Origin of the sequence: Nocardia asteroides (genome assembly GCA_019930625.1) — a bacterium.
Lineage (GTDB): Bacteria > Actinomycetota > Actinomycetes > Mycobacteriales > Mycobacteriaceae > Nocardia > Nocardia sputi.
The window spans coordinates 2,638,421-2,663,800 of the sequence record CP082844.1 but is presented as its reverse complement, the minus strand read 5'-3'; the positions used below and the strand labels follow the sequence as shown (position 1 = coordinate 2,663,800).

Annotated in this window: 28 protein-coding genes; 12 read left to right on the top strand and 16 right to left on the bottom strand. The window is 68.7% G+C overall.

From position 1 onward, the window contains the following. Nucleotides 1-10 precede the first annotated feature (10 nt). From K8O92_12145 to pdxH, 3 genes are all read right to left on the bottom strand, one after another. The gene (locus K8O92_12145; GenBank protein UAK34521.1) at nt 11-1,324 is read right to left on the bottom strand and encodes a citrate synthase; all 1,314 of its coding nucleotides are present in this window, start codon (nt 1,322-1,324) and stop codon (nt 11-13) included. Between the two features lie 192 nt (nt 1,325-1,516). After that, the gene (locus K8O92_12140) at nt 1,517-2,797 is read right to left on the bottom strand and encodes an MFS transporter (GenBank protein ID UAK34520.1); all 1,281 of its coding nucleotides are present in this window, start codon (nt 2,795-2,797) and stop codon (nt 1,517-1,519) included. 69 nt (nt 2,798-2,866) lie between these two features. After that, a complete protein-coding gene (gene pdxH / locus K8O92_12135; protein ID UAK34519.1) occupies nt 2,867-3,559 on the bottom strand; it encodes a pyridoxamine 5'-phosphate oxidase in 693 nt (230 codons plus the stop codon). Between the two features lie 121 nt (nt 3,560-3,680). Between pdxH and K8O92_12130 the strand changes: the two genes are divergently transcribed. After that, nucleotides 3,681-4,829, top strand: coding sequence for a citrate synthase 2 (locus K8O92_12130; protein ID UAK34518.1), 1,149 nt, complete (start codon nt 3,681-3,683; stop codon nt 4,827-4,829). Between the two features lie 115 nt (nt 4,830-4,944). Here the strand turns inward: K8O92_12130 and K8O92_12125 are convergent, their stop codons facing one another. From K8O92_12125 to K8O92_12105, 5 genes are read right to left on the bottom strand one after another with little or no spacing between them, the layout of a single operon-like run. Beyond that, nucleotides 4,945-5,445, bottom strand: coding sequence for a hypothetical protein (locus K8O92_12125; GenBank protein ID UAK34517.1), 501 nt, complete (start codon nt 5,443-5,445; stop codon nt 4,945-4,947). A 23-nt stretch (nt 5,446-5,468) separates the two neighbouring features. Further along, complete coding sequence (locus tag K8O92_12120; GenBank protein ID UAK34516.1) at nt 5,469-5,903, bottom strand: hypothetical protein; 435 nt, start codon at nt 5,901-5,903, stop codon at nt 5,469-5,471. Nucleotides 5,904-5,926: 23 nt separating this feature from the next. Continuing rightward, nucleotides 5,927-6,139, bottom strand: coding sequence for a hypothetical protein (locus tag K8O92_12115; GenBank protein UAK34515.1), 213 nt, complete (start codon nt 6,137-6,139; stop codon nt 5,927-5,929). Between the two features lie 3 nt (nt 6,140-6,142). Then, a complete protein-coding gene (locus tag K8O92_12110) occupies nt 6,143-6,604 on the bottom strand; it encodes a DNA-directed RNA polymerase subunit beta (GenBank protein UAK35646.1) in 462 nt (153 codons plus the stop codon). A gap of 29 nt (nt 6,605-6,633) precedes the next feature. Then, complete coding sequence (locus tag K8O92_12105; protein UAK34514.1) at nt 6,634-6,918, bottom strand: hypothetical protein; 285 nt, start codon at nt 6,916-6,918, stop codon at nt 6,634-6,636. Nucleotides 6,919-7,078: 160 nt separating this feature from the next. On the opposite strand from K8O92_12105, the gene K8O92_12100 reads away from it, so the two are divergent. Both K8O92_12100 and K8O92_12095 read left to right on the top strand, forming a co-directional pair. After that, a complete protein-coding gene (locus K8O92_12100; protein UAK34513.1) occupies nt 7,079-8,404 on the top strand; it encodes a hypothetical protein in 1,326 nt (441 codons plus the stop codon). Next, nucleotides 8,401-8,721 (top strand): hypothetical protein, encoded by a 321-nt coding sequence (locus K8O92_12095; GenBank protein ID UAK34512.1) that lies wholly within the window; start codon nt 8,401-8,403, stop codon nt 8,719-8,721. The genes K8O92_12100 and K8O92_12095 overlap by 4 nt, the downstream gene beginning before the upstream one ends. 88 nt (nt 8,722-8,809) lie before the next feature. Here K8O92_12095 and K8O92_12090 read toward each other — a convergent pair whose 3' ends face one another. Next, nucleotides 8,810-9,100 (bottom strand): hypothetical protein, encoded by a 291-nt coding sequence (locus K8O92_12090; protein ID UAK34511.1) that lies wholly within the window; start codon nt 9,098-9,100, stop codon nt 8,810-8,812. A gap of 147 nt (nt 9,101-9,247) precedes the next feature. Here K8O92_12090 and K8O92_12085 point away from each other — a divergent pair, with 147 nt between their 5' ends. Beyond that, on the top strand, nt 9,248-9,730 hold the full coding sequence (locus K8O92_12085; protein ID UAK34510.1) for a hypothetical protein: 483 nt from the start codon (nt 9,248-9,250) through the stop codon (nt 9,728-9,730). Between the two features lie 91 nt (nt 9,731-9,821). Here the strand turns inward: K8O92_12085 and K8O92_12080 are convergent, their stop codons facing one another. Both K8O92_12080 and K8O92_12075 read right to left on the bottom strand, forming a co-directional pair. After that, on the bottom strand, nt 9,822-10,154 hold the full coding sequence (locus K8O92_12080) for a divalent-cation tolerance protein CutA (GenBank protein ID UAK34509.1): 333 nt from the start codon (nt 10,152-10,154) through the stop codon (nt 9,822-9,824). A 148-nt stretch (nt 10,155-10,302) separates the two neighbouring features. Then, complete coding sequence (locus tag K8O92_12075; GenBank protein UAK34508.1) at nt 10,303-10,941, bottom strand: hypothetical protein; 639 nt, start codon at nt 10,939-10,941, stop codon at nt 10,303-10,305. 64 nt (nt 10,942-11,005) lie between these two features. On the opposite strand from K8O92_12075, the gene serC reads away from it, so the two are divergent. The 3 genes from serC (at nt 11,006) to K8O92_12060 (ending at nt 14,504) form a co-directional block, all read left to right on the top strand. After that, nucleotides 11,006-12,130 (top strand): phosphoserine transaminase, encoded by a 1,125-nt coding sequence (gene serC, locus K8O92_12070; protein ID UAK34507.1) that lies wholly within the window; start codon nt 11,006-11,008, stop codon nt 12,128-12,130. Nucleotides 12,131-12,342: 212 nt separating this feature from the next. After that, complete coding sequence (locus K8O92_12065) at nt 12,343-13,386, top strand: DUF3071 domain-containing protein (GenBank protein ID UAK34506.1); 1,044 nt, start codon at nt 12,343-12,345, stop codon at nt 13,384-13,386. A gap of 374 nt (nt 13,387-13,760) precedes the next feature. Continuing rightward, on the top strand, nt 13,761-14,504 hold the full coding sequence (locus K8O92_12060; protein ID UAK34505.1) for a hypothetical protein: 744 nt from the start codon (nt 13,761-13,763) through the stop codon (nt 14,502-14,504). Between the two features lie 29 nt (nt 14,505-14,533). Here the strand turns inward: K8O92_12060 and K8O92_12055 are convergent, their stop codons facing one another. After that, on the bottom strand, nt 14,534-14,758 hold the full coding sequence (locus K8O92_12055) for a DUF2537 domain-containing protein (protein UAK35645.1): 225 nt from the start codon (nt 14,756-14,758) through the stop codon (nt 14,534-14,536). A gap of 71 nt (nt 14,759-14,829) precedes the next feature. Further along, nucleotides 14,830-15,633 (bottom strand): RNA methyltransferase, encoded by an 804-nt coding sequence (locus K8O92_12050; protein UAK34504.1) that lies wholly within the window; start codon nt 15,631-15,633, stop codon nt 14,830-14,832. A gap of 114 nt (nt 15,634-15,747) precedes the next feature. On the opposite strand from K8O92_12050, the gene K8O92_12045 reads away from it, so the two are divergent. The 3 genes from K8O92_12045 (at nt 15,748) to K8O92_12035 (ending at nt 17,855) form a co-directional block, all read left to right on the top strand. After that, nucleotides 15,748-16,950 (top strand): GNAT family N-acetyltransferase, encoded by a 1,203-nt coding sequence (locus K8O92_12045; protein UAK34503.1) that lies wholly within the window; start codon nt 15,748-15,750, stop codon nt 16,948-16,950. 73 nt (nt 16,951-17,023) lie between these two features. After that, nucleotides 17,024-17,425 carry a YccF domain-containing protein gene (locus K8O92_12040; GenBank protein UAK34502.1) on the top strand — a complete coding sequence of 134 codons (402 nt, stop codon included), beginning with the start codon at nt 17,024-17,026 and terminating at the stop codon, nt 17,423-17,425. A gap of 190 nt (nt 17,426-17,615) precedes the next feature. Next, nucleotides 17,616-17,855, top strand: a complete 240-nt coding sequence (locus K8O92_12035; GenBank protein UAK34501.1) for a hypothetical protein — start codon at nt 17,616-17,618, stop codon at nt 17,853-17,855. 41 nt (nt 17,856-17,896) lie between these two features. Here the strand turns inward: K8O92_12035 and K8O92_12030 are convergent, their stop codons facing one another. Continuing rightward, nucleotides 17,897-18,334 (bottom strand): MarR family transcriptional regulator, encoded by a 438-nt coding sequence (locus tag K8O92_12030; GenBank protein UAK34500.1) that lies wholly within the window; start codon nt 18,332-18,334, stop codon nt 17,897-17,899. A gap of 113 nt (nt 18,335-18,447) precedes the next feature. Here K8O92_12030 and K8O92_12025 point away from each other — a divergent pair, with 113 nt between their 5' ends. After that, complete coding sequence (locus K8O92_12025) at nt 18,448-18,687, top strand: DUF2530 domain-containing protein (protein ID UAK34499.1); 240 nt, start codon at nt 18,448-18,450, stop codon at nt 18,685-18,687. A gap of 9 nt (nt 18,688-18,696) precedes the next feature. Here K8O92_12025 and K8O92_12020 read toward each other — a convergent pair whose 3' ends face one another. Further along, nucleotides 18,697-20,760, bottom strand: a complete 2,064-nt coding sequence (locus tag K8O92_12020) for a neutral/alkaline ceramidase (protein UAK34498.1) — start codon at nt 20,758-20,760, stop codon at nt 18,697-18,699. A gap of 167 nt (nt 20,761-20,927) precedes the next feature. On the opposite strand from K8O92_12020, the gene K8O92_12015 reads away from it, so the two are divergent. Continuing rightward, the gene (locus tag K8O92_12015; protein UAK35644.1) at nt 20,928-21,503 is read left to right on the top strand and encodes a TetR/AcrR family transcriptional regulator; all 576 of its coding nucleotides are present in this window, start codon (nt 20,928-20,930) and stop codon (nt 21,501-21,503) included. Nucleotides 21,504-21,509: 6 nt separating this feature from the next. Here K8O92_12015 and K8O92_12010 read toward each other — a convergent pair whose 3' ends face one another. Beyond that, nucleotides 21,510-24,428, bottom strand: a complete 2,919-nt coding sequence (locus K8O92_12010) for an ATP-binding protein (protein ID UAK35643.1) — start codon at nt 24,426-24,428, stop codon at nt 21,510-21,512. Nucleotides 24,429-25,380: the final 952 nt, after the last annotated feature.

The window sequence follows — 25,380 nt, the reverse complement described above, 5'->3', positions numbered from 1 at the left end:
ATGGATTTCGTCAACGATTGTTGATCTCGCGGTAATCGCGGGCGCCGTAGCCGGTGTAGATCTGCCGGGGACGGCCGATCTTCAAGGGCTCGCTGTGCATTTCGCGCCAGTGCGCGATCCAGCCGGGGAGCCGGCCCATCGCGAACAGCACCGTGAACATGCGGGTCGGGAAGCCCATCGCCTTGTAGATGACGCCGGTGTAGAAGTCGACGTTCGGGTACAGGCGACGCTCGATGAAGTAGTCGTCGGTGAGGGCGGCCTCTTCCAGTGCCTGGGCGATGTCGAACAGCTCGTCGTGGCCGCCGAGCTTGCTCAGGATGGCGTCGGCGTGCTTCTTGGCGATCGAGGCGCGCGGATCGTAGTTGCGGTAGACGCGGTGACCGAAGCCCATGAGCTTCACCCCGTCTTCCTTGTTCTTGACCTTGCGGATGAATTCCTTGACGTCGCTGCCGCCTGCCTTGATGCCGTCGAGCATCTCCAGCACGGCCTGGTTCGCGCCGCCGTGCAGCGGGCCCCACAGCGCGTTGATGCCGCCGGAGACCGAGGTGAACAGGTTGGCGTCGGAGGAGCCGACCAGGCGCACGGTCGAGGTGGAGCAGTTCTGCTCGTGGTCGGCGTGCAGGATGAGCAGCATGTCCAGGGCCGCGGCGACCTCGGGGTCGACCTCGTAGGGCTCGGCCGGGAAGCCGAAGGTCATCCGCAGGAAGTTCTCCACCAGGCTCAGCGAGTTGTCCGGGTAGAGGAAGGGCTGGCCGACCGACTTCTTGTACGAGTAGGCCGCGATGGTGGGCAACTTGGCCAATAGTCGGATGGTGGACAGCTCGACCTGTTCGGGGTCGCGCGGGTCCAGCGAATCCTGGTAGTAGGCCGACAGCGCGTTCACGGCCGAGGACAGCACCGGCATCGGATGGGCGTTGCGCGGGAAGCCGTCGAAGAACCGCTTCAGGTCCTCGTGCAGCAGGGTGTGCCTGCGGATGCGGTCGGTGAAGTCCTCGAGTTGGGCCTGGGTGGGCAGCTCACCGTAGATCAGCAGGTAGCTGACCTCGATGAAGGTCGAGGCCGCCGCGAGCTGGTCGATCGGGTAACCGCGGTAGCGCAGGATGCCCGCCTCACCGTCGATGTAGGTGATCGCCGACTTGGTCGGGGCGGTGTTCATGAAGCCCGGGTCGTACGTCACGTACCCGGTGCTGGCCAGCAGCTTTCCCAGCTCGATCCCGTCGTTGCCCTCAGCGGCCCTGGTGACCGTCATCGGGAACTCGCCGCCGGGATAGGAAAGAACCGGCTTGGCGTCGTCGTCGACGTTGATGATGTTCTCAGCGGGCACGGAAGGATCCCTCTCAGGCTAGAACCACAGGCACCGGCGCGGTCGGCACACGATGCGCTTGCCTCAACGCTAGCCGTTCACCGACGCGGACAATACCGGAGGGTAGTCCTGCGGCGGCTCACAAACACATCGCGGCGCGGTGAGGTCCAGCGCCCCTGGTGGGACGCGGTCGCCGGGTGTTCGCGGTGCACGTCACACGGCAATTTCGGCGTGAGCGCGACCGACACGGTAGCGCGTGAAGGCCGGGAACGCGACCGCCGCGACGAGCACGCCCACCACCACGAGGGCGCCTCCTCCGGCGGCGGCCACAGCAGTACCCAGGCTTGCCGCCGCGAAACCGTGGGCAACATCACCGACCCGGGGGCCGCCAGCGACGACCACCGTGAAGACCCCTTGCAGCCGCCCGCGCAGATCGTCGGTGGCCACCGTCTGGAGCATCGTGACCCGCAGCGCCGCCGAGACCATGTCGACCGCGCCGCCGAAGGCCGAGCAGCCCAGCGCGATCCACAATCCCGCGCCGCGCCCGAGGCCGTGTCCGGTGAATCCGACCGCGAGGCCGAAACCGACCATCGCCAGACCCCACAGCGCGATGCAGACCAGCACGGCGAGGCCCTGCCTGCGGATGCGCGGGATCCAGCCGGAGAACACGCCACCGAGTACCGCGCCCGCCGACATCGAGGCGAACAGCAAGCCGAGCGCGACGCCGCCGGTGGCCGGGTCGCCGAAGGTCTCGTGCGCGATCTGCGGGAACAGCGCGCGCGTCATGCCGAACACCATGGCGATCACGTCCACCGCGAACGACGCCAGCAGCACCCGCTGCGTGGCGAGATAGCCGAAACCTTCCAGCACCGTGCGGAATCCGGCGCGGCGCACCGCTCCGGTGGGCGGCAGCGCGGGCAGCCGCCACACCGCCCACAGGGTGGCCAGTAGCGCGACGGCATCGATCAAGTAGAGCGTGGCGAGCCCGACGACAGGGATGAGCGCACCGGCCAGCACCGGTCCCGCGATCGCGCCGAACTGCATGACCGTCATGTTCAGCGAATTCGCGGCGGGCAGTTGGCCTTCCGGCAGCAGACGCGGGATGGCGGCGTTGCGGGTGGGCTGGTTCACCGCGAAGAACGCCTGCTGCACGGCGAACAGACCGAGCACGATCCACACGTTGTCCAGCCCGGCGGCCGCTTGCAGCCAGAAAGCCAGCGCCGTGAGCCCGGTGCCGGAATTGGTGACCAGCAGGAGCTTGCGCCGATCCAGCACGTCGGCCAGCGCGCCGCCCCACACACCGAACACGATCAGCGGCACCAACCCGAACAGCCCGGCCAGGCCGACGTAGCCGGAGCTGCCGGTGATCTGGAAGATCTGCTGCGGAACCGCGACGACGGACAGCTGCGCGCCGATCATGGTGACGATGCCCGAACTCCACAAGCGTCTGAAGTCCGGGTCGCGCAGCGGAGTGATGTCGGCGAGCAGTGTCACCGGCCGCAGCGTATCCAGTGGACTCGCCCGGTTCGACGCGAGAATTCTCACGCACGAACTGGGAATACCTCAGGGCTGCAAGCGCTCGACCGTGGACGTGTCGTCCGCGATCCGCACCCGGATCCGGTTGTGCAGCCTGCCGCGGCGCCCTTGCCAGAACTCGACCTCGTCGGGGCGGACCAGGAAACCGCCCCAGTGCGGCGGCACCGGAATCTCGTCGACGTCGGCGAACCGCGCGGTCGCCTCGGCCAGTGTGCGATCCAGTTCCGCCCGCGAACCGATCGGCTCGGACTGACGCGACGCCCAGGCGCCCAGTTGCGAATCCCGCGGCCGGGAACGCCAGTAGGCCGCCGTCGTCTCGGCGGGTACCCGCTCGACCGCGCCGCGCAGGTGCACCTGCCTGCCCAGCGCGGGCCAGACGAAGGTGACCGCCGCGTAGGGGACCGCGGTCAGCTGCGCGCCTTTGGCGGAGTCGTAGTTCGTGTAGAAGATCACACCGTCCGGCGAGAGCCCTTTACACAGCACGGTCCGCGCGACCGGTCGCGGCGTGCCGTCGGCCAGCGACACCGTGGCCAGCACCATGGCGTTGGGCTCGGCGATGCCGACCGCGGTGGCCTGCTCGATCCAATGCCGCAGCAGCGGCTCCCAGCCACCGGCCAGCCAGGTCTCGTCCAAGTCGATGTCGTCGTTGCCGCCGTGCGGCAGGCCGCCGTAGTCCACCCGCATGGCGGCGAGATCCGGTGAATTGTCCAGGTCACGCATGGGCCAGACGTTACTCCGCGGTAGTAGGGAGCTAAGGTTTTGATGATCGGCATGTACTCGTCAAATCCGACAACTTCCCATCGACGAGAACATGCGACCCAAGTCCAAGGAGAGTCGCAACATGACTACCAGCCCCGCGGTTTCCGGTCGGCAGGCCGCCGTACCCAGTGATTTCGTCAGCGGCCTGGAGGGCGTGGTGGCATTCACCACCGACATCGCCGAACCGGACAAGGACGGCGGCGCGCTGCGCTACCGCGGAGTCGACATCGAGGATCTGGTCGAGAGCCGGGTGACCTTCGGTGACGTGTGGGCGCTACTGGTCGACGGATCGTTCGGACGCGGCCTCCCGCCCGCCGAACCGTTCCCGCTGCCCGTGCACACCGGCGACGTGCGCGTCGACGTGCAGGCCGGGCTGGCCATGCTCGCGCCGATCTGGGGTTACCAACCGCTGCTGGACATCGACGACGAGACCGCGCGGGAGAACCTCGCCCGCGCCTCGGTCATGGCGCTGTCCTACGTGGCGCAATCGGCGCGCGGCATCTACCAGCCCGCGGTCCCGCAGAAGAAGATCGATGAGTGCACCACCGTCACCCAGCGCTTCATGACCCGATGGAAGGGTGACCCGGACCCCCGCCACACCGAGGCCATCGACGCCTACTGGGTCTCCGCCGCCGAGCACGGCATGAACGCCTCCACCTTCACCGCCCGGGTGATCGCCTCGACCGGAGCCGACGTGGCAGCCTCGCTGTCCGGCGCGATCGGGGCCATGTCGGGTCCGTTGCACGGCGGCGCGCCCGCGCGCGTGCTGCCGATGATCGAAGAGGTCGAGAAGACCGGCGACGCGCGCGCTCTGGTCAAGGGAATCCTGGACCGCAAAGAGAAGCTGATGGGCTTCGGTCACCGCGTCTACCGGGCCGAGGACCCGCGCGCCCGCGTCTTGCGCGCCACCGCGAAGCGCCTGGCCGCTCCGCGCTACGAAGTCGCCGCCGCACTGGAGCAGGCCGCGTTGGCGGAACTGCGCGAGCGTCGCCCGGACCGCGCCATCGAGACCAACGTGGAGTTCTGGGCCGCGGTGATCCTGGACTTCGCCGAGGTGCCCGCGCACATGATGCCCGCCATGTTCACCTGCGGCCGCACCGCGGGCTGGTGCGCGCACATCCTGGAACAGAAGCAACTGGGCAAGCTGGTCCGCCCGGCCGCCATCTACACCGGCCCCAGCCCCCGCAAGCCCGAAGAGGTCGCGGGCTGGGCGACCATCGCGCACACGTAATCGGCCACGGCCCCAGGTCCACGAGCCGGGCGTGACGGCGGAGATCTCCTCCTGCCGTCACGTCCTGCTCACATGGCATTCCCGGGAACCCGGAAAGACGTGATGGGGTTCCTGATCAAGCCGCGAGAGGTCTGGCTGTAACCCGCTGTCCGTCGCGGGTGGTCACGGTGATGCGCAACTGTTCGCCGCCGGTGGCGCGGATGACCGCGAACGCCAAACCGTCCGCTCCTATAGGTGCACTGTGCTCCTCCAGCGTGGAAGCCACCGATAGGGAAACCGCGTCCTGTGCGGCGCGGCCGATCACGACAAACCAGCCTTCGCCGGTCCGGTCGGCGGTCTGAGACCGAAACCGGGTTCCGAGTCGCTGTAACGGCTCCCAAGCCATGGTGCGGTCGGGCCGAGGCCCGGCAGGCCGGGGTGCGCCGAACATTGTTCCGCGCGTCGTCCACTGGTCGCCGTCGGGGTGGACGAACACGATGTACCGGCCCTGGGCGCCGTCGATGACGACAGCGGCGATCTCGGCCCGGACAACGGCGCTGACCGGGATGAGGCCCTGGTCAGCGGCCGTCAGGGCGTCGATGGCTACGGAGACCGCTGGATGGTCCAGAGTGTCCATTGGCTGCGCCCCTTCCTGTCGAGTCAGCAGATCGCCGAAATGGTGGCGCTGTTGTCACCGCCGTCGTCCCAGTAGCCGTTGATCGCAGTCACGGCGACCTCGGTGTGAAATCCGTAGAGGATTCCCGCTGACGAGCACGACGCGGAGTACAGCGCTTCCACATCGGGGTCAGTGCTGGTGTCGCTGCGTTCGGCGTGCTTATACCACTTTCCGTGGGCAGTATCGTAACGCCAGAGCTTTGTGGTGATGCTGCGCAGCGCGGGCCGTCCGGTGCAGTGCACCTTGAATCCGTAGTTGATCGGGGCCATCGAACCGTGGTCGGTCTTCCACGGTTCGATGGCGTGGACGAAGCAGACAATCTCATCCTCGGCGACGCGTTCGGCGTGCGCGATTGTGGCTGTGCCGAGCACCAGTGTGCTGGTGAGCAGGGCAGCACGGATCGCAGTGGCGATGGTCATTGTTCTCCCGTTCCGGCGGTGTATCACCATTCATTTCTGGACTGTTCGTACTGGTAGCGGACCTGCACCCACAGTTCGCGCGGTATCAGGTCGATGCACTCGGCCAGCGTCGGTGGAACCCTGAAAGTGGTGCTCGCACCGTCGGCTCGTCGCACCCCCAGCACGCGGACCACACCCACCTCCACCCGCCAAACCACCACAACGCCATCGAGTTCCGTGACGCGATGCGCACCCATCGACTACCGCCCCGGCCCCGGCCGCAGCCGCACACACACCCGGATGGCTTCCACAACCTTCAGCCCCGACGGCCGGTAGGAGTCACGCGGCGCCTGCGCCCACACCCGAAACCGGCGACACCCAACGTCATCCGCAGGAGAGGGAAGGGCGATCTGGGCGCCATAGGGCGCCAGGGTGGCATTGAGCCGGAACAGTTCGGAGAACAGCGACATATCGTTCGGGATGTCCGGGGCGATAAGGAAGGTCCACCGCTTGGAACGCGGGTGCGAGATGATCGGCCCGGCCGGTGCGCCGCTGTTCCGCATCCGGTTCTTCACCTGCGCACCGAGTTGAGCGGGCACAGTGATCGCGCCGACACTGCCGGATGGCAGCGAGATTCGGCCCATCGACGGCTCGATGCAGGCGGGCAGCCCGCACACCTGGCGGTAGAACCGGCACCGCGCCGTCGGAGTCTCCAGGACCATCGTGACGTCATCAGCGCGGTTCGTCTCACTCATCCCGGCCACCGCATCCGGTCGATACCGGTCACGGCGCCGAGCGTGATCAAGTATTTCGACGAGATGTCGTGGCGGTCATCGATGACCTCGGCCCCCACCCACCCGCACCGGCCCGGGATATTGCGGACGTGCGGCCCAATCCGCCCATGCTCATATGGGGCCAGCCGTAGGCAGTGCTGGGCTTGCGGGCAGCGGACCCGCGACAGCGGCCCATAGGGTGTGCTGTCTGTGGTTTCCCACTGCCCCACTCGCGACAGCCGGAACTTGCGTATCTCTCCCATCCTGCGCGCCTTCCATCCTCGATGATTGGAAGGCCGCCCGGCCAAAGGTATTTCATCAGTCAGTTGGTTGACAGATGCCGATGGTGTGCCCGGATAAGTAACGGGCTCACCCCGTGCCGGGGGCCGTTATCACCTTCGCGGCGAGGGGGGTGGCGCTTCGGTGGCGTTTTGGTGGACCAGTGGGGGCGGTGTCGTGCACTCTGGGCCTGACCACTTCGCCCCAGGAGACCGCATGGTTAACGTCAGAGAGTGGACGGGCAAGGAGAGCCGTGCCCTGCGCGAAGCATTCCGATTGAGCCAGGCAGATTGGGCAGCCAAGCTTGGTGCGCATGAGCGCACGGTCAAGCACTGGGAAGCCGGGCGATCTATCCGTCCGGCATATCAGGCGGTGCTCGATACCACGCTGTCCCTTGCACCGGCGGAGGTCGTCGCGGCGTTCCGCGCGCGGCTGCGCCCGAATAAGGAGGACGACGTGGATCGGCGGCAGTTGTTCAAGGTAGGTGCGCTCGGCGCCGGTGGGCTGGCGGTGCTCGGCATCACCGATGCCGACCAAGCCCGCTGGTTGATGTCCGGCGCCGGCCAACCGGACGCTGCGGCAGTCGAAGTGGTGCGGAACACTCTCTACTCGGCGATGCAGCTCGACGACACACTCGGATCACCTGCGGCGCAGGGGCTCGTGATCGCTCAACAGCAACTCACTGAGGCGATGTTGCGCGAGTGCCCCACTCCGCTGCGGCCCGCCGTCCTCTCGTTGTACGCCGAATGGTCCGGGTTCGCCGGGTGCCTGGCATGGGACTCCGGCGAGTACGACACCGCCGCGCGGCTGTACCAGCTGGCGCGCGAGACAGCGCACGAGGCTGAGGATGCGGACCTCGGCGCATACATGCTGTGCCACCTGTCTCAGCTCGCCATCTGGCAGCGCCGCCCACGTGTCGCCGTCGACTATGCCGTCGCCGCGCGCAGTTGGGTCGCCCAGAGCGAGGATGCTCCCTTGCGCGCATATGTCGCGATGCGCGCGGCCGAGGCCGCGGCGGTTGCCGGGCAGCGGCAGGCGTGCCTCATCGCTCTGGACGAAGCCGACCGAGCTATTGCCGGATTGGAACCGTGCCACCCTGCACAGTCGCGCGCCTACTTCGTGTCGGAGGCGATGATGCATTCCTATCGCGGCAACTGCCTCTCACTGCTCGGCGAGGCCAGCGCCGCCGCTGCAGCGACGCGACAGGCGCTGACCCTTATGCAGCCGCAGTACGTGCGCGATCGCGCGATCTCCCTCCTCGAACTGGAGCGGTCCCTTATCCGGCTCGGCGGGGTGGAAGAGGCCGCGAGCGCAGTCGGCGAAGCTGCCGATCTCACCGCGCAATGCCGGTCACCTCGCTTGGCTGTCGCGATACGGGACGGCCGCCGCATCTTGTCGCCGTGGGCGGGGTCACGGCCGGTCCGTGAGTTGGACGCGCGGCTCGCGGCTCGCGATATCGTGATGGTATGAGCGCGGAGCAGGAAGCAGAGGTGTTGGCGCGGATCGAACGCGCCAAGGCTGCGCTTCTCGATACCGGCGAGTTCTTCACGCGTGGCGAAGCAGGCCGAACTCCGTCCCGGTCTGATCGGTTCAAGCAGGCCCGTGAAGAGGTCCATAAGGCCGAGCAGGCACGTAACCGGCTGCTCGTGGAGATCGTCGGCGACGCCCACGTGGTGCCGGTGGAGCTGGCGCAGCGTCTCGGACTGACCGCCCGCGAGGCCGTGAACATCGTGGACACGGCTCGAATCGGCTCGCTGAAGTTGAAGGAATACCTACTCGGTCAGTAGTGGAAACTCGTGCCGGTCGGACGCGGCGCGCACTCCCGCCTGTCCCGGGCGCGGCCGGTCGCACAGCGGCCGCAGGTACATCCAGCGGCTACCAGCTGTGGGAGCGGGCCGCCGCCCACCGGCTTCCTACTCCAGCGCGCTTGTAGAGCGCTCCACCCAGTCCGCGCTTCTCGGTACCGGCGAGGTATTCGCGCGCACCGCGGGCGGCCGTTCCCCGTTGCGGTCGGACCGGTTCAAGCAGGCCCGCGACGAGGTACACGCGGCCGAGCAGACACGTAACCGGCTGCTCGTGGAGATAGTCGGCGATGCCGACGTGGTTCCGGTCGAGCTGGCGCAGCGGCAAGGGCTGGCCGGGCGAAGCGGCGAACATTGTGGACACGGCGCGGACCGGCTCACCGAGGCTGAAGGAATATCTGCTCGGTCATTAGTGGGATCTGCGTCCGCCAGCTGCTGCGTGTACTCTCACCATCCGCCACAGCCTCCAGCCCACCCAGAATCCGCGACAGCGTAGGGAGCGAATAGGACCATGGTGCGGATCGGCGTGACCGGGCACATGAACATCACCGACGACACCAAGCCTCTGGTGTACACCGCGATCCGGGATCTGCTCGCCGCGAACACGGATGGCGGAGCGGTGGTCGGGGTGAGCTGCATCGCCCGCGGTGCAGATTCGGTGTTCGCTCGAGCTGTCCTCGACGCTGGTGGGCAGCTCGAGGTGGTGTTGCCGTCGCGGAACTACCGGGAAGCAAAGGTGAAGCCCGATCACGCCGAACTGTTCGATGACCTCGTACAGCGGGCGGTCTCGGTCCGAGTGATGGACTTCGATGAGGCGGGCCGTGAAGCGTATGAGGCGGCGAACGCGGCGGTCGTCGGTTCAGTAGACCGGCTGGTCGCGGTGTGGGATGCGGAGGACGGACAGCAGGGCGGGACCGGCTCCGTGGTAGCACTCGCCCGCGAGGCACGCGTGCCAGTGGATGTGGTGTGGCCCGCTGGCGCGGCCCGAGGCTGATGACCGGTAGTGCGAATCCATGTCCGCCGCCGGCGGGGCAGAGTCGCCCGCGATGCCACACCCATCGCCGCATGAGCCGCCGCGCAAGTTCCTATTCCAGCGCGCTTGTAGAGCGCTCCACCCAGTCCGCGTAATCGTCGGAGCACCATTCGATGGGCTGGCCGGTCAGCTCCGGGTTGTCCCACGGATGCAGTTCCTTGATTCTGGCGGCGAGCTTGTCCCGGGTCGCGGTCAAGGTGCGCAGTTCGACGCGCCACTCCTGGCCTTCACCCAACTCGCCGAGATGTCGGAACACCGACCTGATCGGCCCGGTAATGAACGCACCCGCCGCCAACTTCTCCGATACCGCGGCGCGGGCGATGGATTGGGCAGCGTCTTCGGTGGGTGTGGTTGTCGTCACGGACCACACACTCGAGGTTGCCATCCCGACAGCCTAGGGAACCCGCCCGCCGCCGACGCGCGGGCGCGTCCGGCTCGCACACCATCCGGCGGGCGTGATCGCGGCGCTGCGCGAGCTGCGCGCCATGGGTTTCACCTTCGCGCACCGACAGGCGCTCGCGTTCGCTGACGGTTCACTCCTCGAGCGAGGCGGTCCAGTCGACGGCGACCGTCTCGCCGCGGTCGACCTCGAAGAAGGCGACCTCCAAGTGCCGGCCCAGGTCCACGAGGCTGAGGGCGTGCAGCGGCACCGGCTGGACCAGCCGGACCCGCCACGGCTTGGCTTCGTCCCAGGCGCGCAGTTCGAGGTCCAGGCGCAGCACTGGGTCGTCGCGACCGGAGTAGTCGGCCGCGACCGGTGCGGCGGCGAGCACGGTGGCGTCGGCGCGGCGGCCGTCGGCGAGGATCTTGGCGATGCTCGCCCGGCCGGATTCGTCGCGATCGGGCACGTACAGCACCAGGCGATCGCGGTCGTCCAGGTCCACCCGGCAGCACACGACGTCGCCCGGCCCCATCCATTCCAGGTCGGTGTCGGCCACCCGCTGCCGCACCCGGCTCTCGTAAGGGAACTCACCGGGCAGTTGCACCCGGACCCAGAACACGTGCCCGGGTTCGGTACGCCGCGGACGCACGCCGAGGATCGTCGCGGTCCCCGCTTCCCCGCGGATCAGCAGTTCCCGCCGCGTCACGTCGGAGACCGTCGCGCCGCGCAGCCGGAAATTCCGTGCCCGCTCGCGCAGACGCCACCCCGAGTTAGCTGACCGCATGCCCATGGGCGCTTACGTTAGCCGGAGTGTGGGCGCTGCCACAGTCACACCACCGACTACCCTGTTCGCCATGACCTCTGCGTTTCCGACCATTCCCGACGATCTCAAGCCCGCCGACGGACGGTTCGGTTGCGGCCCCTCGAAGGTGCGCCCGGAGCAGCTGCAGTCGCTGGTGAACGTCGGCGCCTCGGTGTTCGGAACCTCGCATCGGCAGAAGCCGGTCAAGGATGTGGTGGCGCGTGTGCGCTCCGGTCTGCGCGATCTGTTCGGCCTGCCGGACGGCTACGAGGTGGTGCTCGGCAACGGCGGCACCACCGCGTTCTGGGACGCCGCGGCGTTCGGCCTGGTGCGGGAACGTTCGCTGCACCTGACCAACGGTGAGTTCAGCTCGAAGTTCGCCGCCGTGACCAAGGGCAACCCGTTCATCGGCGACCCGATCGTGGTCTCGGCCGAGCCGGGCAGCGCGCCGGAGCCGGTGTCGGACCCGTCGGCGGACCTGATCGGCTGGGCGCACAACGAGACCTCCACCGGCGTCGCCATCCCGGTGCAGCGTCCGGCGGGGTCGGAGCACGCGCTCGTCGCCATCGACGCCACCTCCGGCGCGGGCGGCCTCCCGGTGACCATCACCGACGCCGACGTCTACTACTTCGCGCCGCAGAAGTGCTTCGCCTCCGACGGTGGCCTGTGGGTGGCGCTGATGAGCCCGGCCGCGCTGGCCCGGGTCGAGGAGATCAAGGCCTCGGGTCGCTGGACGCCCGACTTCCTGTCGCTGCCGATCGCGATCGACAACAGCACCAAGGACCAGACCTACAACACCCCGGCGCTGGGCACCCTGCTGCTGTTCGCCGACCAGATCGAGTGGCTCAACGGCAACGGCGGTCTGGATTGGGCGGTCAAGCGGACGCTGGACTCCTCGTCGCGGCTGTACTCGTGGGCCGAGTCCAGCGAGTACGCCACCCCGTACGTCGCGGACCCGGCGCACCGCTCGCAGGTGGTCGGCACCATCGACTTCGCCGACTCGGTCGACGCGGCCGCGGTGGCGAAGATCCTGCGCGCCAACGGCATCGTGGACACCGAGCCGTACCGCAAACTGGGCCGTAATCAGCTGCGCATCGGCATGTTCCCGGCGATCGATCCCGACGACGTGAGTCAGCTGACCCGCTCCATCGACTGGGTCGTGCAGAATCTCGGCTGACCGCCGCGCATTTCGGCCCTCGACGGCGGCAACACGCCCGGGATCGACACGCCGCTGAATTAGGTTCAGCGGATCGAACAGAGCAGATTAGCGGGGCACGGAGATCTCTTCGGAGATTTCCGTGCCGCGTGTCCTGCCCCATGAATCTCAGATGTGCACTACTGTTTCGGAAAGTGGGCGGTGTCGCGAGTCGACGCGATAAGGAGGTAACGGTGCGTGAACTTCGAGTGATCGGGGTGACGCCCGACTCCACGCACATCGTGTGTATCGACACCGAGTCCGGTCAGAAGTTCCGGCTGCCCGCCGACGACAAACTACGAGCCGCCGCGCGCGGAGACCTTGCCCGATTCGGCCAGATAGAGATCGAAATGGAAGCAACTATGCGTCCCCGAGATATCCAGGCCCGTATTCGCGCTGGAGCCTCCGTGGAACAGGTCACCGAGGAATCCGGAATGCCGGCCAGTCGTGTCGAGCGTTTCGCCTATCCGGTGTTGCTGGAGCGAGCCCGCGCCGCCGAACTCGCCCAGAAAGCCCACCCGGTCCGCCCCGACGGTCCCGCCGTCGACACCCTCATCGATGTGGTCACCGCCGCGTTCACCGCGCGCGGGCACAACATCGAGGGCGCCGAATGGGACGCCTGGAAAGACGAGAAGGGTTTCTGGGTCGCCCAGTTGCAGTGGCAGAACGGGCGATCCGAGATCGCCGCGCACTGGCGCTACCAGCCGGACGCGCACGGCGGCTCGGTCTCCCCGCTCGACGATCCGGCCTCCGATCTCATCGATCCGGATTTCGGGCGCGCACTGCGCGGTCTGGCGACGATCCAGCCTCCCGAACCCGAGCCGGTCGCGCCGCAGCCGGAGCCGGTGGCCGAACCGCGTCCCGCCCCGGCCGCGCCGCCCGCACGCACCGCCGGCCGGCAGAGCCAGCCCACGCTGGACGAGTACTACGAGCAGCGCGCCGTCGCTGCCGGTGGCAGCGCCGCGGCGATCCCGGCGGCCAACGGCGCGACGCCCGCCAACGGCAACGCGGCTCCGACCGCGGCCAACGCGGTGCCCGCCAACGGCGCCGCGACAGCCACCACCCCCGTCGCCGAGACCAGTGCGCCCGTGCCCGCCGCACAGGCTCCCGCCACCACCGAGGAGCCCGCGAAGCCCGCGGCCAAAGCTCCGGCGAAGCCCAGTCGCAGCAAGCGCGGTAAGGCCCCGATGCCGTCCTGGGAGGACGTGTTGCTCGGGGTGCGCAGCTCGGGTCACTGAGCGCGCTCGTCGCATCTGGGTGCTTCACCCTACGAAGTGAGGGCGCGGGATTCGCGTACAGGTCCTGCGTCAGCTGCCGCCTCAGGTTTGAGGGTTCCCGGTGAATTACTTATGTGTTCGGGAAATCAGTTGTCGCGATCGATCGCCCATGCGCGATGGAACCATTCCCTACACCGGCGCGGAAACCGGTGGGCGCGTCGCGTATTCGCGGTGCGAAGCCGTACCGAGGCCGGTGCGGGGCGAGTAAGTTTTCGGTGTGGTCGACGACGTGCGTCGGCGCCGAGCAGGTCACCTCACCGGTGCGCCGGTCGGCGCCACCGTGCGTCGCTCGAAGTTCGCGGAGTCGATTCGTGCAACTGTCGGGAGGTGCCGGAATGCTGTCCAAGGCTTCGTCGCTCTGGTACGTCGACGCACCCGACCCCGTGGCGGTACTGCGCGCGAACCACGATCCGGATCCCGCGGCCGCACTGGCGCTGGCGAAACAACTGCACGAAGACCGTGACGTGCAGCCGCTCATGATCGGTACGCTGGCCGGATGCGCGGGCCCGGACACCGACGCGGTGTCCATCGGCTGCTTTCCCGGTGTGACGGTGCTGTGCTCGGCTCAGGCCACCCGCATCCACCCGACCGAACTTCCGGAATTGCTGGTGCGCCCGCTGGCCTCCGAGCACACCTACCTGGTGTCGTTCGACACCGAGCACGGCTGGGGAGCGTTCGCCCACTGGGAGCGCGGCGAGTTCCGCAGATCGTTCAGCTCCACCCGGGTGAACATCCTGGAGGACGAGGGACTTCCGCTGGTGTGGGAGCGGCCGTACTGGGCGGGCGAGCATCCGGTGCGCTGGCGCGCGGGCGAACTGCCCGACCCCCAGTCGCTGCCCTTCGATCCGCCCGACTTCGCCGACGCCGCCAACGACGAATGGCTCGGCTTCCACTACCGCGCGGCGGCGACGCCGGGCGCGATCGGGCCGGGTGACATCCCGATCTGCGGATTCGCGCTGCACCCGAAGGGGAAGATGCCCGACTCGATGATTCGCGGCCCAGCCGAGGGCGGGCCGCATTCGGCCCGGCGCAGGCGCGGCTTGCTCGGCTGGCTGCGCGGGCACGACCCCGTCTCCTAGGCGCGTCGCAGTGAGCCTGGGCGGCCAGGCTAGGCGGCGAATCCGCCGAGCAACAGCACGACCCATCCCAGCAGCACGCCCGCCGCGCCGCCGCCGATGATCCACCGCGTCACCGGGGCGAAACGCCAGCGCCACGCGGTGGGCGCGGCGCCGCCGACCGCGATCAGATTCACCGCCACCGCGAGCAGTGGATGTACTTCGGCCAGCGCGGCTCCGAAGGAATACACCGCCATCGCGGCCAACAGCGCCACCATGGTCGCCACGGTGATGCCCGCGCCCCACGGAGTCGGGTCCTGGTAGGACGGATACGGTCGAAACGGTCCGGTCACGCGGTCCTCACCCGCTCGTAGAACGCCATCGCCGCCGCGGTAGCGACATTGAGCGAATCGGTGCCGGGCGTCATGGGAATGCGAGCGCGGACGTCGGTGGCTCGCATCGCCTCCTCGGTCAGCCCTGGCCCTTCGGCCCCGAGCAACAATGCCACCCGCTCCCCCGTCATCGCCGCGGCCAGATTCGCCGCCGCCGGGTCGGGAGTGAGCGCGATGATCTGGAAACCCTTGCGCCGCAGTATATCCAGACCGCCCGGCCAATCCGGCACGGACGCGAACGGAACCCGCAGCACATGTCCCATCGATACCCGGACGGCGCGGCGGTACAACGGGTCGGCGCAGCGATCGCCGAACAGGATCGCGTCGGCCCCCAGTCCGGCCGCGTTGCGGAACATGGCACCGAGATTCTCGTGGTCGTTGACGCCTTCGAGCACCGCGACGGTGCGCGCCCGCTCGATCACCTCGTGCATCCCGAGTTCGGTGGGACGGGTAGCGATGGCCAGCACGCCGCGGTTGAGGTGGAAACCGACCACCTCGGCCATCACCTCGGCCGTCGCGCGGTAGTACGGCACGTCGACGCCCAGCAAGTCGTCGGCGAGCTCGACGCGCCTGCGCTCCACGCCGAGCAGCGCGGCAGGCGCGAAACGGGAATCGAGCATCCGCTGGACCACCACGACGCCCTCGGCGATCACCAGCCCCTTGCGCCCGGGGAGATCGGGCCTGCGGTCGGCCGACTTGAGATCGCGGAAGTCGTCGACCCTGGGGTCGGAGGGGTCATCGATATCGATCACTTCGGCCACCGCTCCATCCTGCCGGGCGGTCGCGACGGGGTCCGAATCGGTGGTTCGCCAGGCAGTCGCGGGGCGCCGGAAAATCCGGTGCGGACAGGCGGGTGAACGTGGGATGGTCGAAGCATGACGCTGCCTGGAATCACGATCCGGTCGGCCACCGAGGACGACGGGCCCGCGATCATGACGCTGGTGGAGACCTCGTTCGGCACCCGTTACGATCCCGCCGAGCTGGAGCGGATACCGCTGCTGTTCCCTCCCGAGAACTCGATCGTGGCGGTCGAGGGCGGGCAGGTCGTCGGGCACTCGCAATCCACAACCCTCACGGTGACGGTGCCCGGCGAGCGGACCGTGCAGGTGTGCGGCATCGCGGGCGTCGGTGTGGCGCCGACGCACCGGCGGCGCGGCATTCTGCGCGCCATGTACACCGAGCAGCACCGGCGCGTCGAGGCCGCCGGATTGCCCCTGACCATGTTCACCGCGAGCGAGGGCGGTATCTACGGCCGGTTCGGCTACGGGCCCGCGACGCGGGAGAACGCCGTCGGCATCGATCGTCGATTCGCCGCATTCCTTCCGTCGGCGCCGGATCCCGGCGGCGTCACGCTGCGCGCGCCGGGCGACCTGCGCGCGGCGGCGGAGACGATTTACGACCGCTGGCGCAGGCTGGTGCCCGGCGCGCAGGTACGTCCAGCGGCGGCCTGGGACATCGTGTTCGACGATCCGGAGCGTTTCCGGGAGGGTGGCAGCACCCTGTTCGGATTCCTGCACGCCGACGGCTACGCCCTCTACCGATTCCACGCGGACGGCAGAGCGCGAACGGTCGAGGTCGTCGAACTGCGGACAGTCACCGCCGAGGCGCACGCGGCGCTGTGGCGGGCCCTGCTCGGGCTCGATCTGGTCGAGCGGGTGGACGCCGTGCTCACCGACCACGACCCACTGCCCTATCTGCTGACCGATCCCCGGTTGGTGCGCACCACCGCCCGCTACGACGGACTGTGGCTTCGCCTGATGGACGTTCCCGCCGCCCTGACCGCCCGGGCTTACGCGAGCGACCTGGACGTGGTGCTCGAGGTGACCGACCCTTTCCGCGACGCGGGCGGCACGTTCGCCCTGCGTGTGCGCGACGGACAGGCGGAGTGCGCACCCACCGACCGTGCCGCTGATATCGAACTGGGCATCGACGTGCTCGGCAGCATGTATCTCGGCGCGTATCCCGCGCGGGTGTTCGCCGCGGCGAACCGGCTGCGGGGCAAGGATTCGGCGCACATGCGTGCGCTCGACGACGCCTTCCGCGCGGAGCGGGACCCGATGCTCGGCTGGTTCTTCTGACCCGCGCGCATCGCGTCCCGCCGCCGGGAAAGAAGGAATGCCCGAATCGGCGGGCGGCTGGCATGCTGGAGTCATGAAGCCGATTCAGTTGGTTCTCAACATCCTGTGGCTGGTCTTCGCCGGGTTCTGGCTGGCACTCGGCTACATCGCCGCCGGGATCATCTGCTTCATCCTCATCATCACGATCCCCTTCGGTATCGCGTCGTTCCGGATCGCCGCCTACGTGCTGTGGCCGTTCGGGCGGACCACGGTGGAGAAGCCGGGGGCGGGCGCGGGCTCGCTGATCGGCAACATCATCTGGTTCATCGTGGCGGGCTGGTGGCTGGCGCTGGGCCACCTGCTCACCAGCATCCCGCTGTTCGTCTCGATCATCGGCATCCCGTTCGGCTGGGCCAACTTGAAGTTCATTCCGATTTCCCTGTTCCCACTGGGGCGGGACATCGTGGACAGCGATCAACCGTTCGGTGCGCGGTAGGCGGACTTCGGCCCGGCCGGATGGGCCTGCGTGGCTTCGGGTCTCGTTTCGCGATTCTCATGTGATCTGCATCACAGACTGTTAACGAAATCACATCTCCGTGCGAAAGTTAGCTAGAAGGTAACTGATAGATCCAGTGCCCTGCGCGCCCCGATCGGGCGCCGAGCCGACCGCACAGGAGGGCTCCACCATGACCGACCGCACCGCCCGCCGGGCCGACTCGGACACCGCGCCGCTCGCGCCGATCGCGGTGGTTCTGGGACTGCTGGGGCTCGTCGCCGCAGGCACTCAGCTCACCAATCTGCCGAGGTGGGCCGAGGATTATGGCGTACTGGTCTATCCGGCTTTCGTCCTCTGCCTGATGATCGCGGGCCGCCTGCTGTGGTGGGGTGCCGGGATCATCGCCCGGCTCGACCGGCCACACCGCTGATCCGTGCGCCGTCGGCGGCGTGGACGCCGAATTCCACTGCGCTACTCGGACTCCGCGACGATCTGCTTCATGATCGCCACCGCGCGGGTGAGAACGACGAGCTGCTCCTCGGTGAGTGTGGACAGCTGCTCGGTCATCCACGCCTCACGGGCGCTGGCTTCGTCGGCGATGAGCGCTCGGCCCGCCGGGGACAGCGAGACGATGATCTGACGGCCGTCGGTCGGATGCGGATTGCGCTCCACCAGATCGAGGTCGGTGAGCGAAGCGATGACCCGCGTCATCGAGGGGGGCTGGACACGTTCCTTCGCCGCGAGCGCGCCCGGGGTCATCGCGCCCTCCCGCGCGAGGGTGGCGAGGGCCGAAAGCTGGGTCAGCGAGATCTGCGAGTCGGCACGACGGCCGCGCAGGTGCCGCGTCAGTCGAACGACCGCCAGCGAGAGCTCACCAGCAAGGGCTCTGACATCCGATGGCGTTGTCACAGTGGCAAACGATACGGGACCACGCGCCGCAGGTCGCGGGTTCGGGCCGCTGCGCGACCACCTCGCGTCGGCTCGCACCGGCTTGCTCCGGCGGGGCCGATTAGGCTGAGCCCGTGACGCAGAATGTCCCGCAGCTTCCGCCGCGCCTGACCGATCCGCGCCCCGTGCTCGCGGTCGGCAGCGCGCTGTGGCTGATCGCCACCGTGGTGGTGTGGGCGGGTGGCGACCGGTGGGCGTCGGCTCGACCGATTTGCCTGATGGGGCTGGTGGTCGGACTGATCGCCCTCGTGATCTATCTGGTTCAGCGCCGCGGCGCACGACGCGGGGACAAGGGCGCGCAGACCGGTTTGTAGCCGACCGGGTTACGGGGGGCCTACTTCGAATTCGTCGGTCGTGCCGGTGAACGGGTGCAGCGAGCCGTCGGAATCCAGACGACTCGCGTAGTGCCGGAAGCGATAGTGTCCCGGCTCGGCGTCGAGCGGGATATCCCAGGTGAATCGGGCCACCGACTCGGCGAGCCCGCGCTTGCTCCAGTGGAACCGCACCGCCCACTCGCCCTCGTTGGCCACCCGCGCCCATTCGCCGGAGCCATTCCTGCGCTGCACCTCGAGGAATGTCCCGTTGCGGCGGGTGTCGTGTTTCGGATGCGCCGAGACGAATTCGGCCACCACCCGCCCACCACGGTCGTATGACGGATGCGGCTGCACCAGCACGTCGCCGAAGCCGCGCCCCGGCGGCGCCGCGTCCGGACCGGCGCCCGACTGCAAGTTCGGCTGTAGATGGGACACATCGCGGGGTGCGGGGCCGCGCGGCACCTGTCTGCGGTGGGCGAACTCCGTGGCCAGACGGGTGAACTCCTGCTGATAGGCGCACAGCGTGTAGCGGCCGAACAGCGTCGACGCGCCCTCGTACTGCTGCGAGTCGTATTCCTCTGGAGTGGTGACGTACTCGTGATAAGCGTTCGCGTAGCCCTGCATGAGCACCTGCTCCAGCGGGACGTTCAGCGCCGCGGCGACCGCGCGGCGTACGCGTAACCCGGCCGTGATGGTGAATTCGCCTCCGGCGGCAGCCAAATAGAGCTCGCCGACGCGAACGAGCTGGATCGGCAGGACGTTCGGCACCCACGCCACCGGAGGCAGCAGACCGAGCGGCACCGCGATCGCTTTCGGCGCCTGCGCGTCCGCCAGCCAAGCCGGCGCGGGCTGGGCCGGGTCGCCGAGCGCCGCGAGAAGTGGATTGCGCACACCCTCCGGAATCGGGCCGCCGGGCAGGCCCGGACCGTCCTCGACGCTGCCCGCGATCAGCGAAACGCCTGCCGCGGCCGGCGCGGTGCGACGGGGCAGGCCATCCGGCGTGAAACGGCCGTCCACGGCGATATCGGCCAGGTCGATGTAACAGAGCATCCCGTCGACCGGTCCGGAGATCGATCGCGCGCCGGCCGCGGCGTCTTTCGACGCCGCGTACTGCCGCTCACCCAGGATGCGAGTGTTGTCGAACTCGTCCTCGGTGGGGCCGGAGCCCGGACGCAGGTTCAGGTTCGGGGACATGTCACCGGCGTTGGTCTGCGCGAAGGCCGCGACGAACGCTGGTTCACCGTCCAGGTAGCGCACGCCGTGCTCGATGTGCTCGGCGGAGAACGAGGCGTAACCCTTGTTGTCCGAGCTGATCAGCCGGTTCCTGTTGGTCATGGAGGTGTTGTGGGTGGCGAACCAGGTGATGGTGCCGACCATCCGCCCGCCCTTGCGCAGGACGAGCGCGGTCACGGCGGGATCTATGGCATCCGGGAAATGCTGTTTGTCCGCAGGGGGATTGAGTTCCCAGGCCACCCGCGAGCGGTTCACGCTCGCGTCGTGCAGCTCGGTGCGGCCGAGCGCGAGCGAGCCGGGGCCGAGATCGGCGTGCGCGGCGACGATCGCCTCGACGATCCCGTTCACCTCGGCGTCGTACACCTGCTGCTGAAAACCGAGGATGGACAGGTTGTAGGCGTAGTCGTGGCTGGAGCCGCCGCAGGTCGCGTGCGAATGCGTGGAGGTGAGCAGGACGTTCTGCTCGGTGTACAGATCGCCGAAGCGCCGCGCCAATTCGGCCAGCACGCCGCGGTGCACGGACTGGAAGATCATCCCGTTCTCGGCGACCGCGAAGACGATCCGCCGCCCCGCGAAGCCGATGACGAACGCCCTCGCCCGCGGGCGCAGATGGATGCCCGCGGTCTGCTGCTCCAGCTGGGAGTAGCCCATCATCCCGCATTCGGCGGCCGGGCCGGTGATGTCGGAGAGCCCGACGCCGATCTCATAACCGCCGGTACCCGGATCAGCGACCGCCGCGGGTACGCCGAGCGCGCCGCTCATTCCGGGCACCGTCGCGGCCGCGAGTGTTGCGGAACCGATCGCGGTCCGGGCCAGAACAGTTCTGCGCGACACCGGCATACCCGTCTCCCTTCGTCCCGTTGCAGGGAACCACACAACTGGTCACTCGTCCAGTCCAAATTTTTCCGCCCTGCGAATTGACTGCGCGGGCCGTGAGCGCTTAACTCCCTTGGGTGTCCTCCCGATTGAGCGTCGAAGAACGACGGGCCCACCTTATCGAGGCCGCGATCGGCCTTGCCGAGAAAAAGGGCGTTGCGGGCGTGACCACGCGCGATGTCGCCCAGGCGGCCGGTGTCTCGCTCGGTGTGGTGCATTACTGTTTCGAAAACAAGGACGCGCTGATGACCGAGCTGGTCAAAGCGTTGTCGATGGAATTACGGGATTCCGTCGACGCGAACGAAACGGTATGGCAGGACGTCGGAAGTGGAAAAGAAGCCCTTCAAAAATTGATCCGCGCCGGGTTGGAACTCATGTGGCTGAACATTGAAGCCACTCCGGAACGGCAGCTGCTCACTTACGAAACGACTACTTACGCGCTGCGCGAAGGCGAACAAACTCCGGCGAAACTCGCGATCGCGCGCGAGCAGTACAACTTCAACGACTCCACCGTCGCCGACATCCTGGAGCACGCGCGCGACGCGACCGGCACCAGCTGGTCGGTCCCGGTGCAGGCACTGAGCCGGTTCACACTCAACGTCATCGACGGTGTGGTGCTGCGCTGGCTGGTGGACGACGACAGCGAGAGCGTGCGCGGGCAGCTGGATCTGCTCAGCGAAATGCTCACCGGATACGCGGCGCAGTAGCCCCGCTCAGTGGCGCGGGTGCGGGGCCTGCACGTGCAGAGCCGAGCCGGTCCGCCACCAGGGCACCGCCACCGTGGCCTCGATCGCGCCGCTCAGGCGCACCGTCAGGTCGTGGTGCACCACCAGCTCGCCCGCATGCGGGGGCAAGTCGAACATCAGGCGCAACACGATACCCAGTGGTTCCGCCGCCCACGTGGTGCGGCGACCCGTTTCCATCACCTCGGCGGTGACGGACTCGGATACCAGCGGCAGGTCGAGCAAAGCCGCTAGGGCCGAAGCTGTTTCGGTGTCGCCCGCCACCAATCGGTCGGGCGGTATCGCCAAGCCGAACCACGGGTGGTCGAGAACGAACGCGTCACCAGGATCGACCACGGCGCCGGTGAGGGCTCGCACGCGATCGGGTGGTTCCAGGTCGGCGAGATCGAGCAGACCCCCGGAGACGGCCGCCGCCAGGCGAGCGTGCGTGCGCGAAACGACCTCCGGCGAGGGTGTTCTCGACGGGTCCGCGAGCGCGTCCAGCAGCGCGGCGGCCAGCTCTTCGGTGATCGTCTCGGGGTCGGCGAGCAGTGCCCGACAAGCGTCGGGGTCGACGCCGGGCACCGTGAACGCCGGTAACAGCTCCTCGAACTCGATGTCGGCGGGATGGCGGAACAGTCCCAGCGCGGTGCTGTCGACCCTGGCGTATCTGCGCAGCCACCACGCGGTGTAGCCATCGGCGTCGGCGAGCAGGCGGCGGGTGCGTGGCGTCGCGGCCAACTGCCGCAACGCTTCCGGCCAGGCGGCGTCATCGATCAGGTCGAGGTCGCGGACGGCGACCAGCTCCGGCGGATCGTCCGGCAGCGTGGCCCACCAGTGTTCCTCGTCGTCCAGGTCGTGGTCCGGACCGGTCGGATCGGCCTCGGCGATCACACCGAAATCCCAACCGACGCCGACGGCGCGCAACGCGTCCACGCCGTAGCGCTCCACCAATTCCGGGTCGAGGGTGCCGAACGGCGCGTCGGGCACGAGCAGGTCGCGCAGCGGCGCCCCGGGCAGCAGCAGTTCGTCGGCGGACCGCGATCCGCCCTCGCTGTCGGGCAATTCGAGCAGCCCGAGCCAGGAAGGCAGCGCCTCCGGCGCGGCATGCGCGGCGAGACGCAGGATGGCATCGGCGGTGTCGGGGTCGCCCGGGTGGTCCTCCAGCTCGGCGTGCAAGCCGGGGTCGGTCAACAGGTCCTCGGCGGTGGCCGACCGCGCGCCCAGCCGAGCCAGCAGGGGATGCGCGGCTTCCGGATGCACCAGCCTGGCCCAGTGCACCGGGATGGCGACCTCGAGCTGATCGTCCAGCACCACGGTGCGCGGACCGGTGACGAGTCTGTCGTCTGCCAGCGGAACGGCCAGCGCGCCCAGCTCTTCGGCTGCGAGCGGATCCTCCACGAACGGCTCCAGCGCGGCGTAGAACGACCGCCACCAACTCGGCGGCCGCTCCAGGCCACCGGACAATTCCGCGAGCCGGGCCAACCCGAGCCGGTGCACATCCAGCACGCCCATGGCCTCGGTGTGCGCCCGGCCGGAGAGATCCGGAAGAACCAATGGGCCGACTACATCCGCGAGCAGGGCGGCCAATTCCGCAGTCAAACCGGTGAAGGCGTACGCGCGGGTGGGGACGGCGACGCCCAGGGGCGCAGACGATGCGCCGGCGTGATCGAAATCGCTGAGCGGTTCGCCCGGCAATGCACCGGATTCGCTGCCCGACACCGAAACCGGTGTGCTGCTGTAGGCGTCGGCTTGCGCGGTGGCCCAGACCGCATTCGACTCGGTGCCGATACCGGCGGTCGGCGCCTCGTGTGGCTCGGCGTCTGCCGAACCCCCCTGGGAAGCGTGCCGGTGGTCTGCGATGACGGGAAGCCAAGGACGCGATCGCAGCTCGCGCACGAGCGCTTCACGCAGCAGACCGTCGGCCTCGCTTCTGGCGAACCCGGGCGTGGGAACGAGCACGAGCCGGTCGCGCGGCGGAAGGGCGCGAGCGAAATCCGCGTAGCCGTCCGCCAGCTCGGCGAGCCGGGCGCCGGGCAGCAACCTGCGGCGATCCGGCTGCATGGGGATATCGGCGATGAGCAGCGCGGGCAGGGACAGTTCCTCGTCCGACCTGGTCGGCGCCCGCAGCACGTCCGGAGCGGCCGCCACCGGCCTGCCGTCGCGGACCGGCAGCAGCCAGCGGGCACGCGGCGTGCGGTATTGCCACCAGGTGCGCTGTTGACTGCCTGGGCCGTCGACATAGACCTCGTGCATGCCGTCGCCCATGTCCTCCGCACTGCTGACGAATTCGTCCGAGCCGATGCGGATGCGGTGCAGGGCGGGCAGTTCCAACAGCAGGTCTACGGCTTCGGCACGCATCGCGGTCAGCAGCGCGTCGGCGTCGATGTCCGGGTGTAGGCGCAGCACCACCTCGGTGTCGAGCCCGGCGGCCGGTCGTGTCTCGATCGGCCAGGCCAACCGCAGAACGGGAGGGACGAATTCACCCGTGTCGACGGCAGGAGGCCGGATCTCGCTCCGGCCCAGCGCTTCCCTGGTTCTGGCGCGGGAGAAGCTCAGCGATCCGGTGACCGACCGCAGTTGGATGTCCTCGCTCACCGCGAGCACCGCGGTGAATCCGACGCCGAACCGGCCGACGGCGCCGTCGCCGGATTTCCCGGACGCGCGCAGGGCGGTGAGGGCGTGCACGCCGGAGACGTCCAGCGGCGCACCGGTATTGCCGATGTGCAGATCTCGACCGTCGAGCCGGACGACGAGGTCGCCCGCCACGCCCGCCTTACGGGCGGCGTCGGCGGCGTTCTGCGCCAGCTCGGTCAGCAACCGATCGCGGTAGCCGGCGCGCACCAAGTCGTGCTCGGTGGCGGCATCCTCACGCAACCGCGTCGGCGAATCACGCCATGCCGCGAGCACCGCCGCACGCAGCGCCGAAGTGCCGAACGGATCGGCGGCCTCGGTCAATTCCGCGGCGATGACTGGAACTCCGGCCGCGCCTCGGGGTCCGGCTCGCCGTCACCGGGGCCCGGGAGAGTCGGGTCCTGTGCCTCGTTCGCGTTCGCCCCGGTCATCTGTGAGGCGGCTGCGGGCGACTCGGCGGGGTGTGACACCGACGAATCCGATACCGCCGCTGCGGGCTCAGCCGATTTCGACTGCGCGCCGGGCTCGGCCGCGCCGACCGCCGGAGTGCCCTGCGTCTGGCCTGCCGCGTGTGTCGAATCCGCTTCGGCCTCCGACTGGGCGGAGTCGCTTGCTGCGGAGGCCTCCGGAGCATCGGCAGTGTCACGATCCGGGACGGTGTGGGCCTCGTCCTCAGCCACGCTCGGGGCGCTCTGGGCGGAACCTACGGACCCGGCCTCGGCTGCCATCTTCTCGACGCTCTTCGGTTCAGCGAGGGAGCCCGCGGGCGGCGTCTCGCGCACGGCAGCGGTATCACTCGATGCGGTGACGACGGCGGCGGAATCGAGTTCGCCTACCTCGGCGGTGGGTACGGCGTCGATTGCCCGCCCGGGTCCATCCACTTCAGCGGCCGAAGTGTCCGCGCCGCCGGCATGCTGGGCGGCATCGGTCGCGTTCGGAACCTCGCCGGTGTTCTCCGTCGCCACGTCACCTTCGACAGCCGCGGTCCCGATAAGGGCAGCGTCCTCGATGCTTCCCGAGTCCTCGGCAGCCGCGACCTCCGGGGCGACAGCAGCGTCTTCGACACCAGCAACGTCCCCGGTGACCGCACCGCCTTCAGCGATCCCCCTGTCCTCGACAGCCGCGACGTTTCGGACGATGGCAGCGTCCTCGGCAACAGCAGCATTTTCGGCAACCGCAGAGTCCTCAGCGATACCCGCACCCGCGACATCCGAGGTGACAGCAGCGC